Raw genomic sequence first — 19,398 nt, forward strand, 5'->3', positions numbered from 1 at the left:
TTTTTATTCGATCTTCATTGACTGACCCGGCCTCTTCGCGGACAAGTCCGCTCCTATCAGGCTGTACAAGGATTCCCCATGCGTTTGTTCCACACCTCCGACTGGCACCTTGGCCAGAACCTGCATGGCCAGGAGCGAGACTTCGAACACGCCTGCTTTCTGACTTGGCTGCTGGGCCGCCTGGTCGACCGCCAGCCTGACGTACTGTTGATCGCGGGGGACATTTTCGACACCGTCAACCCGCCAGTCAAAGCCCAGGAGCGCCTGTACGACTTCATCGTCAACGCTCACGAACAGCTGCCGCTGCTGACCATTGTGATGATCGCTGGCAACCACGACTCCGGCTCGCGCATCGAACTGCCCGCACCACTGATGCGCCGTTTGCGCACCCATGCCCTGGGACGGGTGTTATGGCTCGATGACGGACAACTGGATGCCGAGCGCCTGCTGCTGCCGTTACCCAAGGCCAGCGGCGAAATCGGCGCCTGGTGCCTGGCGCTGCCCTTTCTTCGGCCCGCCGAAGTCACGGGCGCCACCCTGGGCGACGACTACTTGCGTGGTATTGGTCGGGTCCATGAACTGCTGATCGAAGCCGCCAACCTCAAGCGCCAGCCGGGACAGGCATTGATCGCCATCAGCCACGCGCACATGGCCGGCGGCTCGGTGTCCGAAGACTCTGAACGCAGCCTGATCATCGGCAACGCCGAGGCCCTGCCCGCCAGCCTGTTCGGTCCGAGCATCACCTACGTTGCCCTTGGCCACTTGCACAAGCCGCAGAAGGTTAACGGTGAAGATCGCATCCGCTACAGCGGCTCGCCGATCCCGCTATCGTTTTCGGAGATCGGCTATCAGCATCAGATTCTCGAAATCAATTGCGACGGCGATCAGTTGATCAGCGTCGAACCCTGCTTGATTCCTCGCGCAGTCAATCTGCAACGCGTCGGTCCTGCACCTATGGCGGAGTTATTGGTGCAACTGGCGTCCTTGCCAAATATCGATCTGCTGGCTGACATCGAACGCCAACCCTGGCTGGAGGTTCGGGTGCGCCTCGACGAACCGCAACCGGACCTTCGCCAGCAAATCGAAACCGTGCTGCAGGGCAAGGCCGTGCGTTTGGTGCGCATCGCCACCGAATATGCGGGCAACGGCGGCGCCGAGGGCGATGACAGCGGCAACGGCCTGATCGACCTTGACCAACTCAGCCCCCTGGAACTGTTCAGCCGCGCCTGGCAGGACAGCTACGGCAGCGAGGTCGACGAACAAACCCTCAAGGATTTCGCCACGCTCTTGCAGGACGTACAACTGGAAAGCGAACAGCCATGAAAATTCTCGCCATTCGCCTGAAAAACCTTGCCTCCCTCGCGGGTCCGTTTGAGCTGGATTTCACCGCTGAACCATTGGCCAGTGCTGGCTTGTTCGCCATCACTGGACCGACCGGGGCCGGCAAAAGCACCCTGCTCGACGCGCTGTGCCTGGCGTTATTTGGCGCCATCCCACGGCTGAGCAATGTCGGTCAGTCCAAAGTGCCGGAAATCGACGGTGATATCAGCACCAACGACCCGCGCACCTTGCTGCGGCGCGGCACTGGCAGCGGCTACGCCGAAGTGGATTTCGTCGGCATCGACAGCCGTCGTTACCGTGCCCGCTGGGAAACCAACCGCGCACGGGACAACGCCAGCAAAAAACTCCAGGCAAGCCGCCAGACCCTGACCGATCTGGACAGCGAACAGGTGTTGAGCAGCCAGAACAAAACCGAATACAAAACCATGCTCGAAGCGCGCCTGGGCCTGAACTTCGAACAGTTCACCCGCGCCGTCATGCTGGCGCAAAGCGAGTTCAGCGCCTTCCTCAAGGCCGATGACAAAGAGCGCAGCGAGCTTCTGGAAAAGCTCACTGACACTGCGATCTACAGCCAACTGGGCCGGCGCGCCTACAGCAAGAGCAAGGAAGCGGAAAAGGTCCATGAAGATCTGAAAGCACTGGCCACCGGTGTAACACCGCTAGCGCCAGAGGCCCGCGCCGAACTCGACCAGCGTTTCAACGAAGCCCAACAACAGCTGAAAACTCAGCAAGTGCAACTCAAGCAACTCGAGCTTCAGCACCACTGGCTCAAGGCCCTGCATCAGTTGCAGGACGAACAGCAAAGCGCTGCCGAACAACTGCAACAGGCCCAATTGCAGTGGGACGGCCAGAGCGCCGAACGTCTGAAGCTGGCCCAACTGGAACACCTCGCGCCGCAACGTCACCCGTTCGCTCGCCAGGCCGAACTGAATGCCCAGCTCAGCCCGCTGGTGGCGCAGATTCAGCAACATCGACAGCTGCAGATCGAACGTCAAGCCCAGCAGACACAGCTTGAGAAAACCCAGGTCGATGCCCACGCAGCGTTGCTCAACGCTCAGCAGCAGCAGACCGACGCCACACCGCTGTTACGTCAAGCCTTCGAAACCCAAAGCACCGTCGCGCGCTTGATCGACGAACTGAACCAGACCACTGAACTCAAACAACAGGCGGAGCAACAGTGCATTCAGGGACAAAGCGCCCTGCAAGGCCTGCTCGACCAGCAACACCAAGTAGCCGAGCGCCTGCAGCGAATTGCCGGACAGCTTGAGCAGAGCAGCGCATTGGCTCCGCTCAGCGAAGCCTGGAATGCCTACCGCGAACGCCTGAAGCAAGTGATGCAGATCGGCAGCCGCTTGAAACAGGGCCAAATCGAGTTGCCGCAGCTTGAGCAGCGTGCCGCCAGCGTCAGCCAACATCTCACCGAGCAACGTAGCGCCCTGGAGCTGCTGTACCACGAAGCCGGTGCCGAAGCGCATGCCGTCGCTGAGCAAATCCAGATCCTCGGCAGCCTGCTGCAAGACAATCGCAAACAGCAACGGGCCTTCGAAGACCTTGCGCGTTTATGGACCGAGCAGCAGGAACTCGACACGCGTTCGCTGGCGCTTGCACGGAAACAGCAGCATGCCCAGCAACAGCGCGAGCACCTCAACCGCGAGGGGATTCAGGCCAAGGATGAACTCGAGGTCGCCGAGCAAACCCTGGCAGTCACTCAGCAACTGCTGGAGCGCCAGCGCCTGGCTCGCAGCGCCAGCGTTGAAGAATTGCGCGAACAATTGCAGGACGATCAACCGTGCCCGGTGTGTGGCAGTCGCGAGCATCCGTATCATCAGCCCGAAGCCCTGCTGCAAAGCCTGACCCGGCATGACGAAAGCGAAGAAGCCAACGCCCTGAAAGCCGTGGACACACTGAAGGAAAAATTGATCGACCTGCGTACCAGCGTCAGTGGGTTGATCGCTCAGCAAAAAGAATTCCTGCACCAACAGGAACAACTGACCACACAGCAACGCGCCTTGACCCCGAGTCTCGAGGCTCATCCGCTCAGCACCCGACTCCTGGAGCAGGACGCGGCCAAGCGCGACGGCTGGCTGAGCCAGCAGTTAAGTCAGCTGTCTCAAAACATCACCCAAGATGAACAGCGCCAGAGCGCATTGCTCAAACTGCAACAAGACGCCGGGCGCCTGCAGCAACAACTGCAAAGCGCCACAGAAGCCAGCCAGACCGCTACTCAACATGTGGCCGAACAGCGGCGCCAACTGGCCAGCGACCATGAGCGGCTGGAAGAAGAACTGGCGGCTTTCACCCCACTGCTGCCCGCCGACATCCTCAATGGCTTGCGCAACGAAGCCGCAGCGACGGTCATGCAGCTCGATCAGCAAGTGACCCAGCGCCTGGACCAGTTGGAGCAGCAACGCGATGAGCTGCTTGAGCAGAGTGGACGTCAGCAAAAAATCGAGCATGAGCAGTTCCAGCAACACGCCCGCGCCAAGCACCTGGAAGACCTGCAGCAACGTTTTGCCGCCCTCACCCAGCAGCAGCACACCAGCCAGCAAACGCTCGCTGAACTGCTGGGTGGCCAAGCCGGTGAACAGCGCAGCGCTGAACGTTGGCAGCAACAACTGGAACACGCCGTCGAACAGGCGCGTCACGTCGAAAGCGCAGCAGGCCAAGCGTTGCAGGACGTACGCAGCCAACTGATCGAACTCGCCGCCGAACTCAAAGCCAGGCAGGAACGCCTGCAAAGCCTGGAGCAAGAGCGCAGCGAGCTGAGCGCCAGGATTGCAGAATGGCGCAGCCTCCATAGCGAGCTGGATGACAGTGCTCTCGAACAGTTACTGAGCATCGACGATGAACACGTCAGCCAACTGCGCCAACGCCTGCAGCACAGTGAAAAAGCCATCGAGCAAGCCAAGGTCCTGCTGCACGAACGCGAACAGCGTCTGCACAGCCATCAAGCGCAAGCCAATGGCTACCTTGACGCCGAGCAACTGGACAGCGCCTTGAGCGAGCTGCAGGGGCTGTGCGCCGCCAGCGAACACCTCAATGCCGACCTGCGCGCCCAACAAGCCGACGATCAACGCCGCCAAGACGCCAATCAAGCGTTGGCGCAACAGATTGCCGACGCCTATGCCCAGTATCAACGCTGGGCGCGCTTGGCCACGCTGATCGGTTCGGCCGAAGGCGACAAGTTCCGCAAGATCGCTCAGGCCTACAACCTTGACCTGCTGGTTCACCATGCCAACGCACAGCTGCGGCAACTGGTGCGCCGTTATCGCCTGAAGCGCGGCGGCAGCATGTTGGGCTTGCTGGTGATGGATACCGAAATGGGCGATGAACTGCGCTCGGTACATTCGTTGTCCGGTGGAGAGACCTTCCTCGTGTCGTTGGCCCTGGCCCTGGGCCTGGCGTCAATGGCATCGAGCACGCTGAAAATCGAATCTCTGTTCATCGACGAGGGCTTCGGCAGCCTCGATCCGGAGTCCCTACAACTGGCCATGGATGCCCTCGACGGCTTGCAAGCCCAGGGGCGCAAGGTTGGGGTGATTTCCCACGTGCAGGAAATGCATGAGCGAATCCCCGTGCAGATTCAGGTGCGGCGCCAAGGCAATGGTTTGAGTACGATTGAGGTCAGCAATTGATAAACCGACAGGCAGCCCCCATTTTCTGTGTCAGACAAAACTGCCAAGCGGAATTTCTGTACCCTACACACCCACGGCGCGACCCGTTGCGCCACCTCAAATGAGAAGGTAACTACCCGTGTCCAATCCAAAAGTATTTTTCGACATCACCGCCAACGACGAGCCAATGGGTCGCATCGTGATGGAACTTCGCGAAGACGTGGCACCGAAAACCGCTGAGAACTTCCGTGCCCTGTGCACCGGAGAGAAAGGCGACGGCCTGCACTACAAGGGCTCCTCGTTCCACCGTGTGATCAAAGACTTCATGCTGCAAGGCGGTGACTTCACTAACCACAACGGCACCGGCGGCAAGTCGATCTACGGCGAAAAGTTCAAGGACGAGAACTTCACCCTGAAGCACACCGAGCCAGGCGACCTGTCCATGGCCAACGCAGGCCCGAACACCAACGGCAGCCAGTTCTTCATCACCACCATCGTCACCAGCTGGCTGGATGGCAAACACGTGGTATTCGGTAAAGTCATCGAAGGCATGGACGTTGTGAGGGCCATTGAAGCACTGGGCTCGCAATCAGGCAAAACCAGCAAAAAAGTCGTGATCGCCGACTGCGGCCAACTGCCTGCCGAAGCGTAAAGAGACCCGTTGCTGAGCGCAGTGAACACCGCGACGCCGATTCTTTACTCTTTCCGGCGCTGCCCCTACGCCATGCGTGCGCGCATGGCGTTGTTTTACGCGGGCTGCGCACTGGACATTCGCGAAGTCAGCCTCAAAGAAAAGCCGCCGCACATGCTTGCCTGTTCACCCAAAGGCACTGTGCCCGTCCTGATCTGTGAGGGAGGACGCGTGATCGACGAGAGTCTGGGCATCATGCGCTGGGCACTGGCGCTCAACGACCCCGATGACTGGCTGCTGGCAAATGACCCGCAGGCCCAGAGCGACATCGGGGCATTGATCGAAGAAAACGATCACGTCTTCAAGCACCATCTGGATCACTACAAATACGCGGTCCGCCATCCTGAACACTCGCAGGAACACTACCGCGACCTGGGTGCACTGTTTTTGCAAAAGCTCGAAAAACGCCTGCTACAACGGACCTTCCTGGCCGCTGAGCACGTGACCCTGGCCGACATCGCCCTGGCGCCCTTCGTGCGGCAGTTCTGCTACGTCGACCCCGACTGGTTCTGGCAAAGCCCCTACCCTCGCCTACAGGCCTGGTTACAGCGCTTTCTCGCGTCAGAGCTGTTCATGGGTGTGATGACCAAGCCGGTCTGACACATGGCCAACGCCCTTTACTTAGCCGACAAGTATCGCTTCATCGTCTTCAGAGTGGTTACCTTCGCCATATGAGCGCACTCAGGACACCAATGGCCATTACGTATGATTGACAGATTGGTGTGCCAGCCATGCCCTCGTTCGCACAACCAGTGCATTTTTGTGTGGCAGTTCTCGTATTTGGTGGACAGGCATTTCCCACCTCTTGCTCGCGCGGCCTGATGGGCATCGTCGAGGCTTAGCCTGCTCTTTGGACACCGTTTGCACCAACCACCCTGTCTGATAGTCCCCATCGGGGCAAGCCAGCGATGTCCGTTCTGGCATTGCCATTGAAGCTTTATTTGGGCATTTACATACTCAGTGGACAGGCATGTTCCTCCTTTTGCCGCGGCTGCCCGATGCGCGTCATCAAGGGTGAGTGTCTTCGCCTTCAGGTGGCATGTCACACACCAGCTGCCATGCAAGGCGCTCGCCCCCAACCTCATCCACTCATGCCCGGCATCGCAACGAAAGCGATAATGATGCTTTACGCCCAGGTACTTCTGGTCAAGACAGACTCCGCCATGGCGTTCTGCCACTTCACGCAACCGTGACAGTCCGTCCACCCCCTTTTCATGGATAAGCCTGGGCTGGATCGCGCACTCATGACACCACGCGCCGCCCATGATATTGACACCTAGGGACTCCCACACGTGCCCTTGGGCACAGCGAAAACCATACCGTTGACGGGTACTGGTGTAAGCATCAGCCAAACATACCCCGCCGTGCTGCGCAGCGATCTGCTGCAAACGGGTCAGTCCGTCGGAGAACCCCTTGAGGTTTCTGGCCTTGTCTCGCTTGCAGAGGCTGCAATCAGGGTGTAAGCCCATGGTCGAAGATTTACGTTGCCACGTGTGCCCCTGCGAACAACGAAAGTTATGGGGCACGCCATCACCCAGCCACTGCTCATCCAGCCACGTCACCCCGGCCTCCAGGGCAATGGCGCGGACCCGCTCCGTAAAGCGATCCTGAATACACGCCTGACAACTCTCCTGGCTTCGGCTCATCCGTCTCGGGGTCTTGAGAAAAACATGCCCTTTAGAACAAACAAAACGATGCAACTCGTTCCAGCCCAGCCACGTACTTTCCAGGCACCCTAACTGCTGTCGGTCAGCGGCGGCACGCAAGGATTCGGTTTGATCGAGGACAGGGTGTTTGGCCGTTGACATGGCAGTGCGTCGCCTACAAAAAAGTTCGGAAGAACTGCAAGATGCGGCGACACAGGAATGGTTTCAATGAGGGGGATACAGGTAGGGAGTTGTCTTGCGAAGTTTGAGGATGGGTCCTACGTGCATTGGCGTGAGAGCGTCCAGCCGGCATCAATATCCGTACCTAGGCGGGAATCTCGACAGCGACGGATGGGTTTTCGCCCACTCTTTGGCGTAGGCTTTGCCGGCGTCTATTTGTTCGGGGGTCATTTTGGCGGCGACACTTGGCAGTACTTGCCCTCCGTAGCCGGGCGATGACGGCCTTCTACCGGGGTCCGCTTCTGCCATGAGCAGTGTCAGACCATAGGCTTTTACCATATCAAGCGGGTAGCCGACTTCGTCGGGCATATGAGCAGTCCACGCGGCGTAACTAGACATAGAACCAAAGTGACCGGCCTCGGCTGCTTTTTCTGTCCAATAACCAGCACCTTTGAGATCTCCAAATTTTTGCAGTAAATCGGCATAGCTACTCATACCCGGCGCATAGCCACTTTCCGCCGAGGCCCGGTACCATTTCTCGATTTCCTTTTTCCGGTTGCCGGGGATCAGAAAAGTGCCAACACCTTCTTTATATAAAGAGCCGAGCCATTCCTGCGCATCAGGGAAGCCGGACTCCGCTGCTTTGACTAACCAATCAAAATGACCGCTTATCATGAAAAGTTGCTGCATGGCCTCACCATCCCCCTGAGCGGCTCTTTCTTTGGCCAGTGAGCGAGCGCTTTCCAGCCACTCTTGAGGTGTTTTTATATCAGGCGGACAATTTTCCATGATGTGGCAAAGGTCATCACCTTTATCGGACAATCGCATCATTGAGTAGATATCGCCTTTTTCGGCGGCGGCTTCGTACAGCTCCTGAGCTCTCGGCGTTATAACTTTTTGGTTCCGCCTAAGAATTTCAGCCAAGTAATACTGTGAATCCGTGTCCCCAGCCTCGGCTGATATTTCAAGGAAGGGGCTTGCCTTTGCACTCTTGATCATATTTAAGAAAAATAGACCTTGGCTGCGTGCCTCTTCTTGCTCTGGTGTCAATTGAGCCCAGGCGCAATGACTGAACAGCAACAGCAGGCCGGTTAGTTTCACTGCAACAATCAATATCTTGGCCATGGTGCCAGCTCCGTCCCTGCATCTGGGTTCCAGAATTTTGTCTGTGATGCAAAATCACAGGCAGTGTCCATCGCCTCGCCCAATCGACGTCTCGCTTTTCTATAACGTTCCTGCATGATTCTATCTTCTATTTTTTCACCAGCATTTGCCGCCATGAAATTACTCATCCGGTATACATTTTCACAATAAATAAACTTGGGATTATCCGGTTTATTAAAGGATGAAAAACGCAGCACTGCTTTGCCAAACCGCTCTTGCGCCGAGGCCAGGCTTTCATAGCCGATCGTGTTATATGCGCTTGCCGTGGCATTCTCATGGATGGAAGTTAAAATGATTTCGATCGCGTGCTGCTGCAATAAATGGCATTGCTGCGCTGTATACCTCACCGTCCTTGTGCCACCCATATCGCCCTGCGCTTCTACTTCAAACGCCCTTGGCCTTTGAAGTAGCGTATCCAGCAGCGACCCCAACCCCTCTGGCGTCAAGGTTGAATACCACCGCCTCAATTCCTGATCGTCTTGTTTATCAAAAATCTCGTGAGCCATCGGCCCCGCCCGCCCGCCAGCCTTTATCACGTCATACATCCGACTCACAACGTTATACCCCCTCAAAAAAGCCCACTGCATGTCCACGCCGACCGCACTGAGCAGTTGCAGTTTGCTGAAGTACGCGAAGGCCTCCGGTTGTACCCAGACCATTTTCTTATAGTTGTTTTCAACCAGGGCTTTATTGAAGATATCCAGGATCTGAATAATGGCCTTGTAGCCCACGACGAAGTTGAAGGCGCCTTGCACGCCGGGGCCGGCAATGATGGCGGCGTTCATGCGCAGGATCACGTAGCCGTTTTGCAGGGACAGGTTAAGCCCGGCCTTGGTGCCGACACCCAATGCGGCGGAGGCGTCGATGCCCAAGGTGGCGAGTTCCAGCCAACCGTCATTATCGACGTGTTTCTTGAAGATCGGGTGGCGCAGGGTCAGCAGGTCGTCGGGCGGAGTTCAGAGCAGTGAGCCATTGATTTTGACCCCACCTTGTACGCCAGCGAACAGGTTGAACTGTCCGCCGAGGAGGTCGTCGTGGCGGATGTGGGGTCTCAGGCCGGTCTCCGCTCGGCTGAGGCGGCGCTCCGCGTCGCGGCCGGTGTCGAGGCCCAGGTCGTCGTTTTCCTGTTTGTTCGGCCCCACGCGCAGGTTGGCGCTGAGCATCATCGAGGCGCCGGCGAAGCCCCAGGCCTTGATGCTGCCGGTCAGGCAAAACTTTCCGAACGTGACGATACCGTCTGCGACTTTCTGGCCTTGGTCGTCGTTTTCGTTTTTGTAGCTCAGCGTTTTCGGTGTCGCCTCGGCCCTCCCTGGCAGCTCAAACGAGGCCACATCAACTTCGCCCTGCGCCCGATTGACGTCCAGCGTCACGTTGGCCGACGCGCCCAGGCCTTTTTTCAGGCTGACGCTGGGGTCTAGTGTTTGAGTGGCGAGTTGCACGTTGCTCTGGGCCGGGGTCAAGCAGCGGATCAAGCGCGCCTGCGGGCTGTTATCGAATAAGCGCAATGGGCCGAGGATGCTTTTTTTGAACAGGATCTGTTCAAGGTCTTTGCCCCAGGCATCGAAGGTGGCGTCGTCGCGCAGGTTCTCGATGTAGATTTTTTCGGTTTTGATGTAGCGCTTGAACGTTTCGGGCTGGAAGAAGCCGTTGCGGTCGAACCAGCCGGCCTGGATTTCAACGGGCCGAGCGTCGTTCATTCTCAGCCAGGAGGTGAACAGATCCGGGTCGGCACTGGTATTGCCCGCAGTCACTCTGACGGTGGGATCTTTGGCTTGGGCCAGTGCTTTGTTCAGGTCGTCCTTGAGCAGGTCGCGGGTGCTTTGGTTGAGGTGGTTGAGTACGTCGGTGAGGCTCAAGTGACGCAGGCGCGTGCGCTCGGTGGGCACGCTGATTTCTCGCAACGGAAAGTTAGTGCGTACCAGTCGTTGTTGCGGTTTTGGCGCAAAGGTCTCGGGGTTCCAGAGCAGGTGGCGTAGGGGTTTTGAGCGTTTGACGAAATCTTCGGCTTTTTTCTTCAGCGCCTGTTCTTGGGCTTCGAGTGCCTGCCACTGCACGGCTTCCGTGGTGAACAGGCTGCTCGGAGGCTGTTGTTTGGCGACATTGACCCAATTGTCGAATGATTTTTCGACGTGTTGATCCAGGGCTGCTTTTTGCCTGAGCCAGGCGTGGTATTTCTCGTACTCCTCGAACCCGTGCTGAATATCCCCGTTGTCGCCTTGCAGAGCGTATTCGGGCAAGGCCAGGCCGTAGGCGGCGGCTTCGAGAAGGGTTTTTACCAGTTCGGAATAATGAAACTTTCCTGTCGAATTCCGTACCCATTGCGCAATGTCCAGTCGCGGTGAAGTGAGGTCACGAGTCGCACTATCAATCTCTGTGAGCAGTTGGGCCTGCTCTCGGGAGAATTGCTCGATTTCTTGCTGGCTGAAATGAGGTTTGCCGAGGTCCACCAGAATCTGGCGCTGTTTGAGATAACGCTGGATGATCTCGCGAGCTTTCATCGCCTCGGCGCTGTACAGATGACCGTCTTCAAAGCTATAGCCGCGTTCGAGGCCGATTTTATGGCCCTTGGCATCGAGTGCAGCCAGTTCGCGGCGTAACGGCAGGGCGGCCTGTTGCTGTTGGTTGACGTGTCTGAGCTGCTCAACCGTGAGACTCGGTACGTGTTTGACGTCCTGCAAGCCCTCTTCGCGTATCCCCAGACGTCCGAGGTCGCGCCCTGTCTGGCCCAACTCATGCTCGATTTCGAGATACCGCTGGCTGTCTTGGGCATCCAGAAAACTGTTGGTTTTGGGTTCGAGAAAAGGCTCCAGCAGGCCCGCGTCATTCAGGGCGTTGATCCGTGAGTCGGGATTAGTGGTCAGCAGCTTCTTTTGTAGACTATCGGCAGCGGCGACCAGCGTATTCAGGGTGTGTTCGCGCAACAGCCAGAAGCGTTCCTGACCGACTTCATAAATAACGTCGGCGTAATGGGTGTCTCGCGTGCACGGCTGCTCGCCGCAGAAATTGACGGTGCAGTGTTCAGGCGGCGCGGCAACGGGGTCGAGGTGCAACACCTCCAGAGCGCTGGTGTCGGGTGCGAGCGCCGGGTTGTCCGCCACGCGCGCGTTGGTGGTGTCCGGCACATTCAATGTCCACCCCGTGCGGATGTAGTTCGGATTGTTGATAAAGGGATTGAGACGTCGTAATTCGTCAACACCGCTGTTCAATCGCTGCGCGAGACCGCTGAGGGTGTCGCCTTCCTGGACGGTATAAATGTGAGTGGTCATGGCTGTAATCCCTGTAGCAGTTGCTCGACCCGACGCTGTGGCCGTTCGCGCGAGGTGAGGATCGGGAGCAGGTCTTCGCGCTCACGCACGTCGCCGTGGGTGATTAGCGCAGAGAGCTGCAACAGGTCACGGTCGATACCGATGCCGTGCTTCACGAAGAAATTGAGGTTGCTGACTGCGCGAGGCAGTTCATGATCTGGCACCTGGGCAAAGTGCTGTGGGTTCTGCCGTAGCCAGTGCAGCCAGCGGATGTCCTTGTAGGTCGAGTACAGGGTGTCGGGGAAAACGAGGGGGTATTCGCAGGGCCCTGTGGCGGGTGTTTCGGCTTTCCAGACATGCCACTGACGTGATGCGGGATTAACGCCAGGAACCGGGGTGTAAACCTCACTCCACGGCCCGAACAGGCAGGCGTGTTGCCGGGTGTTTTCCATTGCCAGCGCGGCCCAGATAGCGGGGTCGTGAATCGACAATACGTTCGTCGGGATCATGCTCAGCAATGTTCGGGCATGCGCCAGTGCCTGCGCCGGGTCGGTGCAGGTCAAGGCCGTGCCTGCGGGGCGTTGATGACACACCTCCGCCAGCCCGTCGATGCACACTGTGTTGACCAAAAACCAGGAGGGCCCTTGGGCCATGTGCGCCTGAAACGGCGTGCCGAACCACAGCCGGTCAACGCTGTACTGCGCGCCTTGCTGCATCAGTACCTTCCATGCGTCAGGCGCGTGGGCGGCTTCGATAAGGAACGCTATCTTCTGCCCCTGTTCCAGACGAGGGCCGTTCAGGGTGGGACGCTCAAGAAACCGGATGATCGCGTCAGACATAAGCCGTCCTTTGATAGGTCTGCCAGAAAGGGCGAAACATGCAGTGGATGACGAACGGGTTCAATGCGGGGGGATACGAAGGAGACGTTTCCGGTATGGCTTGAGGACAAGTCCTACATCAACGACGGGGGGGGGGGTGGGTAACGCCTGTAGCATTTGCTGCCAGTCTGGACTCTGCCGGGGCCGATTTGAACGGCGAAAGCGCCCGCAGGGGCGCGTCCTCAAGCCAGCCTTAAAAACCGCTTCAACTGGTCACTCTGGGCCAGGGCATCGCGTCGGCCCAGTTCGATCAACTCACTGCAATACCCGGTTTCGAACAACAGGTAACTCAGCACACCGGCGCCGCTGGTTTTAGTCGCGCCCGGGCCGCGCAGGAACATGCGCAAGGCGGCCGGCAACTCGTGCCGATGACGTGCGGCGATTTCGTCCAGCGGCTGGCTGGGCGCGATCACCAGCACGTCGACCGGTGCCAGACCCAACCTGCGTACTGGCTGTTGCAGAGCCAACAAATGACTCAATTCATTGAGACGTTCCAGCAATTCGATGTCGCTTTCCAGGCTGTCGATAAAGGTGCTGTTTAGCATATGCCCGCCAATCTGAGCCAGACTCGGCTGCGCGCCCCGTGTTGGCCGGTGCAGCGGAGCTTTCGCTTCGACACTGCGCGGGTTGCCGCTGACCCCGACCACCAGCACCCGATTCGCCCCCAAGTGCAACGCCGGGCTGATCGGTGCTGATTGACGTACAGCTCCGTCGCCAAAATACTCCTGCTCGATCTTGATCGGCGCGAACAGCAAGGGGATCGCTGAGCTGGCAAGTAAATGATCGACCGTCAGTTGTGCTGGCAAGCCGATACGCCGATGACGCAGCCAGGAGTCGATGGAGTCCTTACCTTGATAAAAGGTCACGGCTTGTCCCGACTCATAACCAAACGCTGTTACTGCCACGGCACGCAGATGCTGGGCTTCGATGGCATGCTCGATACCGCTCAGGTCCATACGGGCGTTGAGCAGGTCACGCAAGGGCGAGCTGTTGAGCAACGCCACGGGGACTCGCGAGCCAATCCCCATCAGATGGTGGCCGACGAAGCGGCCGGCTTGATGGACCACCCCCGCCCAATCGCTACGCAGCACCTGATGACTGCGAAAGCCCTGCCAGAACTCGGTCAATTGGTGAACGGCGGCGCAGAAGTGCGAAGCACCGCTGGCCAACTTGACGGCATTGATGGCCCCGGCCGAGGTGCCGACGATCACCGGAAAGGGATTTGGAGCACCGGCAGGCAACAAATCAGCTATCCCGGCCAGTACGCCGACCTGATAAGCCGCCCGTGCACCGCCACCGGAAAGAATCAGCCCGGTGATCGGCTCTGCGGAAGAGATTTCAGCGGCACTCATGACCGATTTTCTATGGCACGTGAACGCATTTTTTAATTTTCAGCCTGTTTAGTGTCAGCCACGCGTCTTATACAGCTTTGGCTCGCCCGCTGGTCGGCTTTTAAAGCGTCGATGCGCCCATAAGTACTGGGACGGACACTCGATGATGGCGCGTTCGACCCACTGATTGATCCGCAGACAATCGGCCTCGTCGCTTTCGCCGGGAAAATCGCTCAGCGGTGGATGAATCACCAGTCGATAACCACTGCCATCAGCGAGGCGTTGCTGGGTAAACGGCACCACTTGAGCGCGACCCAGCTTAGCGAACTTGCTGGTGGCGGTCACGGTCGCCGCCTGAATCCCAAACAGTGGCACGAACACGCTCTGCTTGGCGCCGTAATCCTGATCCGGCGCGTACCAGATGGCCCGGCCAGCGCGTAGCAGCTTGAGCATGCCACGCACGTCTTCACGCTCGATAGCGAGAGAGTCCAGATTATGGCGTTCACGGCCGCGACGCTGGATGAAGTCGAACAGCGGGTTTTTGTGCTCGCGGTACATGCCATCAATGGTGTGCTGCTGACCGAGCAAGGCCGCGCCGATTTCCAGCGTGGTGAAGTGCAGTGCCATGAGAATCACGCCCTGCCCCTCCAACTGCGCCTGTTTGAGGTGCTGCAGTCCTTCGATATGGGCCAGTTTGGCCAGCCTCTGGCGCGACCACCACCAGCTCATGGCCATCTCAAAAAACGCGATGCCAGTAGACGCGAAATTTTCCTTGAGCAGCTGTTTACGCTCGGCTTTCGACAGATGGGGGAAGCACAGCTCCAGGTTGCGCGACGCAATACGCCGTCGGTCACCGGCAAAACGATACATCACCGCACCCAGCGCCCGACCAACGGCTATCAGCGTGCGAAACGGCAACTGAACGATCAGCCAGAGCAGCCCCAGCCCCAGCCATAGCGGCCAGAAACGCGGTAGAAGAAAACGAGCTCGAAAACGCGGGCGATCCATTACAGCTTCCGTAAAGATAAGGGCCGCGCATTCTACATCGGTTCGGCAACATCGGTTCGGCTTGGCTTGCGACTCGCGAGCGTTCTCGTTATAAGTCTCGGCACTTTTAGCGACAAGCTGCTTTGTGCCGACCATGAGCCAAATCGAATTGCAAGACCAGGATCCTGTGTTCCAGCTGAAGGGCAGCATGCTTGCCATTACCGTGCTTGAGCTGGCCCGAAACAATCTTGAAAGCCTTGATCGCCAGTTGGCGGCCAAGGTTGCCCTCGCGCCGAACTTCTTCAGCAACACCCCTCTGGTGCTGGCTCTGGACAAACTGCCCGCTGGCGAAGGCGCGGTCGACCTGCCGGCCTTGATGCGTGTGTGCCGGCAACACGGCCTGCGCACGCTGGCGATTCGTGCCAACCGCATCGAAGACATCGCTGCCGCCATTGCTATTGACCTGCCGGTACTGCCCCCTTCGGGTGCCCGGGAGCGTCCGCTGGAACCGGTCGAAGGCGATGCAGCGAAGAAAAAAGCGGAAAAGCCACCTGAGCCAACCCTAAAACCGACCAAAATCATCACCTCTCCCGTGCGTGGCGGTCAGCAGATTTATGCCCAGGGCTGCGACCTTGTGGTCATCGCCCCGGTCAGTCCCGGTGCGGAACTTCTGGCCGATGGCAACATCCATGTATACGGCCCTATGCGCGGAAGAGCATTGGCCGGGATCAAAGGTGATACCAAGGCACGGATTTTTTGCCAACAGTTGGGCGCTGAACTGGTCTCGATCGCCGGGCAATACAAGGTTTCAGAAGACCTGCGCAGAGATCCGCTGTGGGGGGCCGGGGTACAGGTCAGCCTGTCCGGTGAAGTGTTGAACATCACCCGTCTTTAACGGATACTGCCGCCATTTTAAAGCATCCCTGATTCGTCGCGAAAACGTAGCAAAAGAAGTCGGAAGTCGAGAAAGCCAAGGTTTCCCAATGGTTAAACCTCTGATTCAGGGGTTCTCGATTTCCAGCATTGCTCGACTGTTGCCGTTTCAAGGGATGCCCTTCAGGGACTAACTGTCCTTTTCCTCTAGGGGTGAAACACCTTGGCCAAGATTCTCGTGGTTACATCCGGCAAGGGTGGTGTGGGTAAGACCACCACCAGCGCCGCTATCGGTACCGGTCTCGCTTTGCGCGGCCACAGAACAGTGATCGTCGACTTCGACGTCGGCTTGCGTAATCTTGACTTGATCATGGGCTGCGAACGCCGCGTGGTTTACGACTTCGTCAACGTCGTGAACGGTGAAGCAACCCTCACCCAGGCACTGATCAAAGACAAACGACTGGAAAATCTTTACGTGCTGGCCGCAAGCCAGACCCGTGATAAAGACGCCCTGACTCAGGACGGCGTTGAAAAGATTTTGATGGAACTCAAGGAAACCTTCGAATATGTGGTCTGCGATTCCCCTGCGGGCATCGAGAAAGGCGCGCATCTGGCGATGTATTTCGCCGACGAAGCAATCGTTGTGACCAACCCGGAAGTGTCTTCGGTACGTGACTCGGACCGCATGCTCGGCTTGCTGGCGAGCAAGTCCCGTCGCGCAGAAAAAGGCGAAGACCCGATCAAGGAACACCTGTTGCTGACCCGCTACAACCCAGAGCGTGTCACCAAGGGCGAAATGCTTGGCGTCGAAGACGTCGAAGAGATCCTTGCAATCCGCCTGCTGGGCGTGATTCCTGAGTCCCAGGCAGTCTTGAAAGCCTCTAACCAGGGTATCCCGGTCATCCTTGACGACCAGAGCGACGCCGGTCAGGCGTACAGCGATGCCGTGGATCGCTTGCTGGGCAAGGAAGTTGCACACCGGTTCATCGATGTGCAGAAAAAGGGATGGTTTCAGCGAGTCTTTGGAGGCCGTGAATGAATATTTTTGACTTCTTTCGTGACCGTAAGAAGGAAAGTACAGCTTCGGTAGCGAAAGAGCGTCTACAGATCATCGTGGCGCACGAACGAGGCCAACGCAGCACCCCGGATTACCTGCCGGCTTTGCAAAAAGAGCTGGTTGAAGTCATCCGTAAATACGTCAACATCGAGTCTGAACAAGTGCATGTCGCGCTGGAAAACCAGGGCAGCTGCTCGATCCTCGAACTCAATATCACCCTGCCAGATCGTTGATCCGGCGGGTGCCTGCGGCGGTATCTCGGACCTTTTGAAAAAAAGGTCTGAATACCGCCGTTGGCGTTTCCAGCGTTTCGAGGCCCGTTGCACATGCCGTTGTCGAACATCCGCATCATTCACCAGGACGCTGGCGTTCTGGTGGTCGATAAACCGACCCTGCTGCTTTCCGTTCCCGGCCGTGCCGAGGACAACAAGGATTGCCTGATTACCCGCCTGCAGGAAAACGGTTACCCCGAGGCCCGCATTGTCCATCGCCTGGACTGGGAAACCTCCGGCATCATCCTGCTGGCCCGCGATGCCGATACGCATCGCGAGCTGTCACGGCAGTTTCACGACCGTGAAACCGAAAAAGCCTACACCGCTCTGTGCTGGGGTCAGCCGGAACTGGACAGTGGCAGTATCGATTTGCCGCTGCGCTACGACCCCCCTACCAAACCCCGGCACGTGGTCGATCACGAATTCGGCAAGCACGCACTGACATTCTGGAAAGTGCTGGAACGCTGCGGTGATTACTGCCGTGTCGAGTTGACGCCGATTACCGGTCGCTCACACCAATTGCGCGTGCACATGCTGTCCATCGGCCACCCGTTGTTGGGCGACGGGCTGTACGCACACCCGCAAGCGCTGGCTGCTTACCCACGCCTGTGCCTGCACGCCAGCATGCTCAGCTTCACTCACCCACAATCGGGTGAGCGCATGCGCTTCGAGTGCCCTGCGCCGTTTTGATTGCGTGCAATCCGAACCGGACGCACATGCAAATCCCCACAAGGTCGGCGTCAGTCACAAGATACGGTAAACTCGCGCCACTGCTGTCTGGAGTAACTTATGCGCGAAGAGTTGAACCAAGGCCTGATCGATTTCCTCAAGGCCTCCCCCACCCCCTTTCATGCCACCGCAAGCCTTGTTCAACGCCTGGAAGCGGCCGGTTACCTACGTCTGGATGAACGCGAAACATGGGCCACCGAGGCCGGTGGGCGCTATTACGTCACCCGCAATGATTCGTCGATTGTCGCTTTCAAACTGGGCCGTCTATCGCCCTTGAGCGGCGGCATCCGTCTGGTCGGTGCCCATACCGATAGCCCGTGCCTGCGGGTCAAGCCGCAGCCCGAGATACAGCGCCAGGGTTTCTGGCAGCTGGGTGTCGAAGTCTACGGTGGCGCCCTGCTTGCGCCTTGGTTCGACCGTGATTTGTCGTTGGCCGGGCGTGTCACCTTCCGCCGTGATGGCAAGGTCGAAAGCCAACTGATCGATTTCAAACTGCCCATCGCCGTGATCCCGAATCTGGCGATCCACTTGAACCGCACGGCCAATGAAGGTTGGGCGATCAACGCCCAGAACGAGTTACCGCCCATTCTGGCGCAGGTGGCAGGCGATGAGCGTGTAGATTTCCGTGCACTGCTGACCGATCAATTGGCCCGCGAACACGGTTTGAATGCTGATGTGGTACTCGATTACGAGCTGAGCTTTTACGACACCCAAAGCGCTGCGATCGTCGGCCTGCATGGTGATTTTATCGCCGGCGCACGCCTGGATAACCTGCTGTCGTGCTTCGCCGGTGTAAACGCCTTGCTCACTGCCGAAACCGATGAGACCTGCCTGCTGATCTGCACTGATCACGAAGAAGTTGGCTCCAGCTCCGCCTGCGGTGCAGACGGTCCGATGCTGGAACAAGTGCTTCAACGCCTGCTACCTGAAGGCGAAGATTATGTGCGGACCATTCAAAAGTCGTTGCTGATCTCGGCCGACAACGCCCACGGCGTCCACCCGAACTACGCTGACAAGCACGACGCCAATCACGGCCCGAAACTCAACGCAGGCCCGGTAATCAAGGTCAACAGTAACCAGCGCTACGCAACCAACAGCGAAACCGCCGGTTTCTTCCGCCATTTGTGCATGGCCGAAGAGGTTCCGGTGCAAAGTTTTGTGGTGCGCAGCGACATGGCCTGCGGTTCGACCACCGGCCCGATCACAGCCAGCCACCTGGGGGTGCGCACCGTCGATATCGGCCTGCCTACCTTCGCCATGCACTCGATCCGTGAACTGGCAGGCAGCCAGGATCTGGCGCATTTGGTGAAAGTGCTTACCGCGTTCTACGCCAGCCACGAACTGCCTTGATCCAGTCCATCGTCTTCGCGGACTTGCCTGCGAAGACGAT

At 58.2% G+C, this 19,398-nt stretch carries 15 protein-coding genes; 9 read left to right on the top strand and 6 right to left on the bottom strand.

Annotated elements, in window-relative coordinates; all coding sequences use genetic code 11:
- The first annotated feature begins 78 nt into the window (after nucleotides 1-78).
- The 4 genes from ACVBEG_RS18160 (at nucleotide 79) to ACVBEG_RS18175 (ending at nucleotide 6,246) form a co-directional block, all read left to right on the top strand.
- On the top strand, nucleotides 79-1,323 hold the full coding sequence (locus ACVBEG_RS18160; RefSeq protein ID WP_322178250.1) for an exonuclease SbcCD subunit D C-terminal domain-containing protein: 1,245 nt from the start codon (nucleotides 79-81) through the stop codon (nucleotides 1,321-1,323).
- Nucleotides 1,320-4,976, top strand: coding sequence for an AAA family ATPase (locus tag ACVBEG_RS18165; RefSeq protein WP_447108164.1), 3,657 nt, complete (start codon nucleotides 1,320-1,322; stop codon nucleotides 4,974-4,976). The genes ACVBEG_RS18160 and ACVBEG_RS18165 overlap by 4 nt, the downstream gene beginning before the upstream one ends.
- A 118-nt stretch (nucleotides 4,977-5,094) precedes the next feature.
- Nucleotides 5,095-5,607 carry a peptidylprolyl isomerase gene (locus ACVBEG_RS18170; RefSeq protein ID WP_322217232.1) on the top strand — a complete coding sequence of 171 codons (513 nt, stop codon included), beginning with the start codon at nucleotides 5,095-5,097 and terminating at the stop codon, nucleotides 5,605-5,607.
- Nucleotides 5,608-5,616: 9 nt separating this feature from the next.
- Nucleotides 5,617-6,246, top strand: coding sequence for a glutathione S-transferase (locus ACVBEG_RS18175; RefSeq protein ID WP_416194624.1), 630 nt, complete (start codon nucleotides 5,617-5,619; stop codon nucleotides 6,244-6,246).
- A 1,358-nt stretch (nucleotides 6,247-7,604) separates the two neighbouring features.
- On the opposite strand, the gene ACVBEG_RS18180 is transcribed toward ACVBEG_RS18175, so the two are convergent.
- From ACVBEG_RS18180 to ACVBEG_RS18205, 6 genes are all read right to left on the bottom strand, one after another.
- Entirely contained in the window at nucleotides 7,605-8,597 is a 993-nt protein-coding gene (locus ACVBEG_RS18180) for a tetratricopeptide repeat protein (RefSeq protein WP_322217237.1), read from the bottom strand.
- A complete protein-coding gene (locus ACVBEG_RS18185) occupies nucleotides 8,582-9,508 on the bottom strand; it encodes a hypothetical protein (protein WP_447108165.1) in 927 nt (308 codons plus the stop codon). The genes ACVBEG_RS18180 and ACVBEG_RS18185 overlap by 16 nt, the downstream gene beginning before the upstream one ends.
- Nucleotides 9,509-9,592: 84 nt before the next feature.
- Nucleotides 9,593-11,902, bottom strand: coding sequence for a LysM peptidoglycan-binding domain-containing protein (locus ACVBEG_RS18190; protein WP_447108166.1), 2,310 nt, complete (start codon nucleotides 11,900-11,902; stop codon nucleotides 9,593-9,595).
- A complete protein-coding gene (locus tag ACVBEG_RS18195) occupies nucleotides 11,899-12,720 on the bottom strand; it encodes a hypothetical protein (RefSeq protein WP_447108167.1) in 822 nt (273 codons plus the stop codon). Before ACVBEG_RS18195 ends, ACVBEG_RS18190 begins: the two co-directional genes overlap by 4 nt.
- A gap of 221 nt (nucleotides 12,721-12,941) precedes the next feature.
- Complete coding sequence (locus ACVBEG_RS18200) at nucleotides 12,942-14,111, bottom strand: patatin-like phospholipase family protein (protein ID WP_322178243.1); 1,170 nt, start codon at nucleotides 14,109-14,111, stop codon at nucleotides 12,942-12,944.
- A gap of 54 nt (nucleotides 14,112-14,165) precedes the next feature.
- Nucleotides 14,166-15,098, bottom strand: coding sequence for a lipid A biosynthesis lauroyl acyltransferase (locus ACVBEG_RS18205; RefSeq protein ID WP_322178242.1), 933 nt, complete (start codon nucleotides 15,096-15,098; stop codon nucleotides 14,166-14,168).
- A 133-nt stretch (nucleotides 15,099-15,231) separates the two neighbouring features.
- Between ACVBEG_RS18205 and minC the strand changes: the two genes are divergently transcribed.
- From minC to ACVBEG_RS18230, 5 genes are all read left to right on the top strand, one after another.
- Nucleotides 15,232-15,972, top strand: a complete 741-nt coding sequence (minC, locus tag ACVBEG_RS18210; RefSeq protein WP_322178241.1) for a septum site-determining protein MinC — start codon at nucleotides 15,232-15,234, stop codon at nucleotides 15,970-15,972.
- 201 nt (nucleotides 15,973-16,173) lie between these two features.
- On the top strand, nucleotides 16,174-16,989 hold the full coding sequence (minD, locus tag ACVBEG_RS18215; RefSeq protein ID WP_219061520.1) for a septum site-determining protein MinD: 816 nt from the start codon (nucleotides 16,174-16,176) through the stop codon (nucleotides 16,987-16,989).
- Complete coding sequence (gene minE / locus ACVBEG_RS18220) at nucleotides 16,986-17,240, top strand: cell division topological specificity factor MinE (protein WP_219061521.1); 255 nt, start codon at nucleotides 16,986-16,988, stop codon at nucleotides 17,238-17,240. The genes minD and minE overlap by 4 nt, the downstream gene beginning before the upstream one ends.
- Before the next feature lie 93 nt (nucleotides 17,241-17,333).
- Nucleotides 17,334-17,969 carry an RluA family pseudouridine synthase gene (locus tag ACVBEG_RS18225; RefSeq protein ID WP_322178240.1) on the top strand — a complete coding sequence of 212 codons (636 nt, stop codon included), beginning with the start codon at nucleotides 17,334-17,336 and terminating at the stop codon, nucleotides 17,967-17,969.
- A gap of 99 nt (nucleotides 17,970-18,068) precedes the next feature.
- Nucleotides 18,069-19,358: a M18 family aminopeptidase gene (locus tag ACVBEG_RS18230; protein WP_322178239.1), complete on the top strand. Its 1,290-nt coding sequence runs from the start codon at nucleotides 18,069-18,071 to the stop codon at nucleotides 19,356-19,358.
- The last annotated feature ends 40 nt before the right edge of the window (nucleotides 19,359-19,398 follow it).

It is taken from the genome of Pseudomonas sp. GG8 (assembly GCF_052976945.1).

Bases quoted from the DNA above. Each gene is read 5' to 3' on its own strand.
- ACVBEG_RS18160 (WP_322178250.1), top strand. From the start codon at position 79: ATGCGTTTGTTCCACACCTCCGACTGGCACCTTGGCCAGAACCTGCAT.
- ACVBEG_RS18165 (WP_447108164.1), top strand. From the start codon at position 1,320: ATGAAAATTCTCGCCATTCGCCTGAAAAACCTTGCCTCCCTCGCGGGT.
- ACVBEG_RS18180 (WP_322217237.1), bottom strand. From the start codon at position 8,597: ATGGCCAAGATATTGATTGTTGCAGTGAAACTAACCGGCCTGCTGTTG.
- ACVBEG_RS18190 (WP_447108166.1), bottom strand. From the start codon at position 11,902: ATGACCACTCACATTTATACCGTCCAGGAAGGCGACACCCTCAGCGGT.
- ACVBEG_RS18195 (WP_447108167.1), bottom strand. From the start codon at position 12,720: ATGTCTGACGCGATCATCCGGTTTCTTGAGCGTCCCACCCTGAACGGC.
- ACVBEG_RS18200 (WP_322178243.1), bottom strand. From the start codon at position 14,111: ATGAGTGCCGCTGAAATCTCTTCCGCAGAGCCGATCACCGGGCTGATT.
- ACVBEG_RS18205 (WP_322178242.1), bottom strand. From the start codon at position 15,098: ATGGATCGCCCGCGTTTTCGAGCTCGTTTTCTTCTACCGCGTTTCTGG.
- minC (WP_322178241.1), top strand. From the start codon at position 15,232: ATGAGCCAAATCGAATTGCAAGACCAGGATCCTGTGTTCCAGCTGAAG.
- minE (WP_219061521.1), top strand. From the start codon at position 16,986: ATGAATATTTTTGACTTCTTTCGTGACCGTAAGAAGGAAAGTACAGCT.
- ACVBEG_RS18225 (WP_322178240.1), top strand. From the start codon at position 17,334: ATGCCGTTGTCGAACATCCGCATCATTCACCAGGACGCTGGCGTTCTG.
- ACVBEG_RS18230 (WP_322178239.1), top strand. From the start codon at position 18,069: ATGCGCGAAGAGTTGAACCAAGGCCTGATCGATTTCCTCAAGGCCTCC.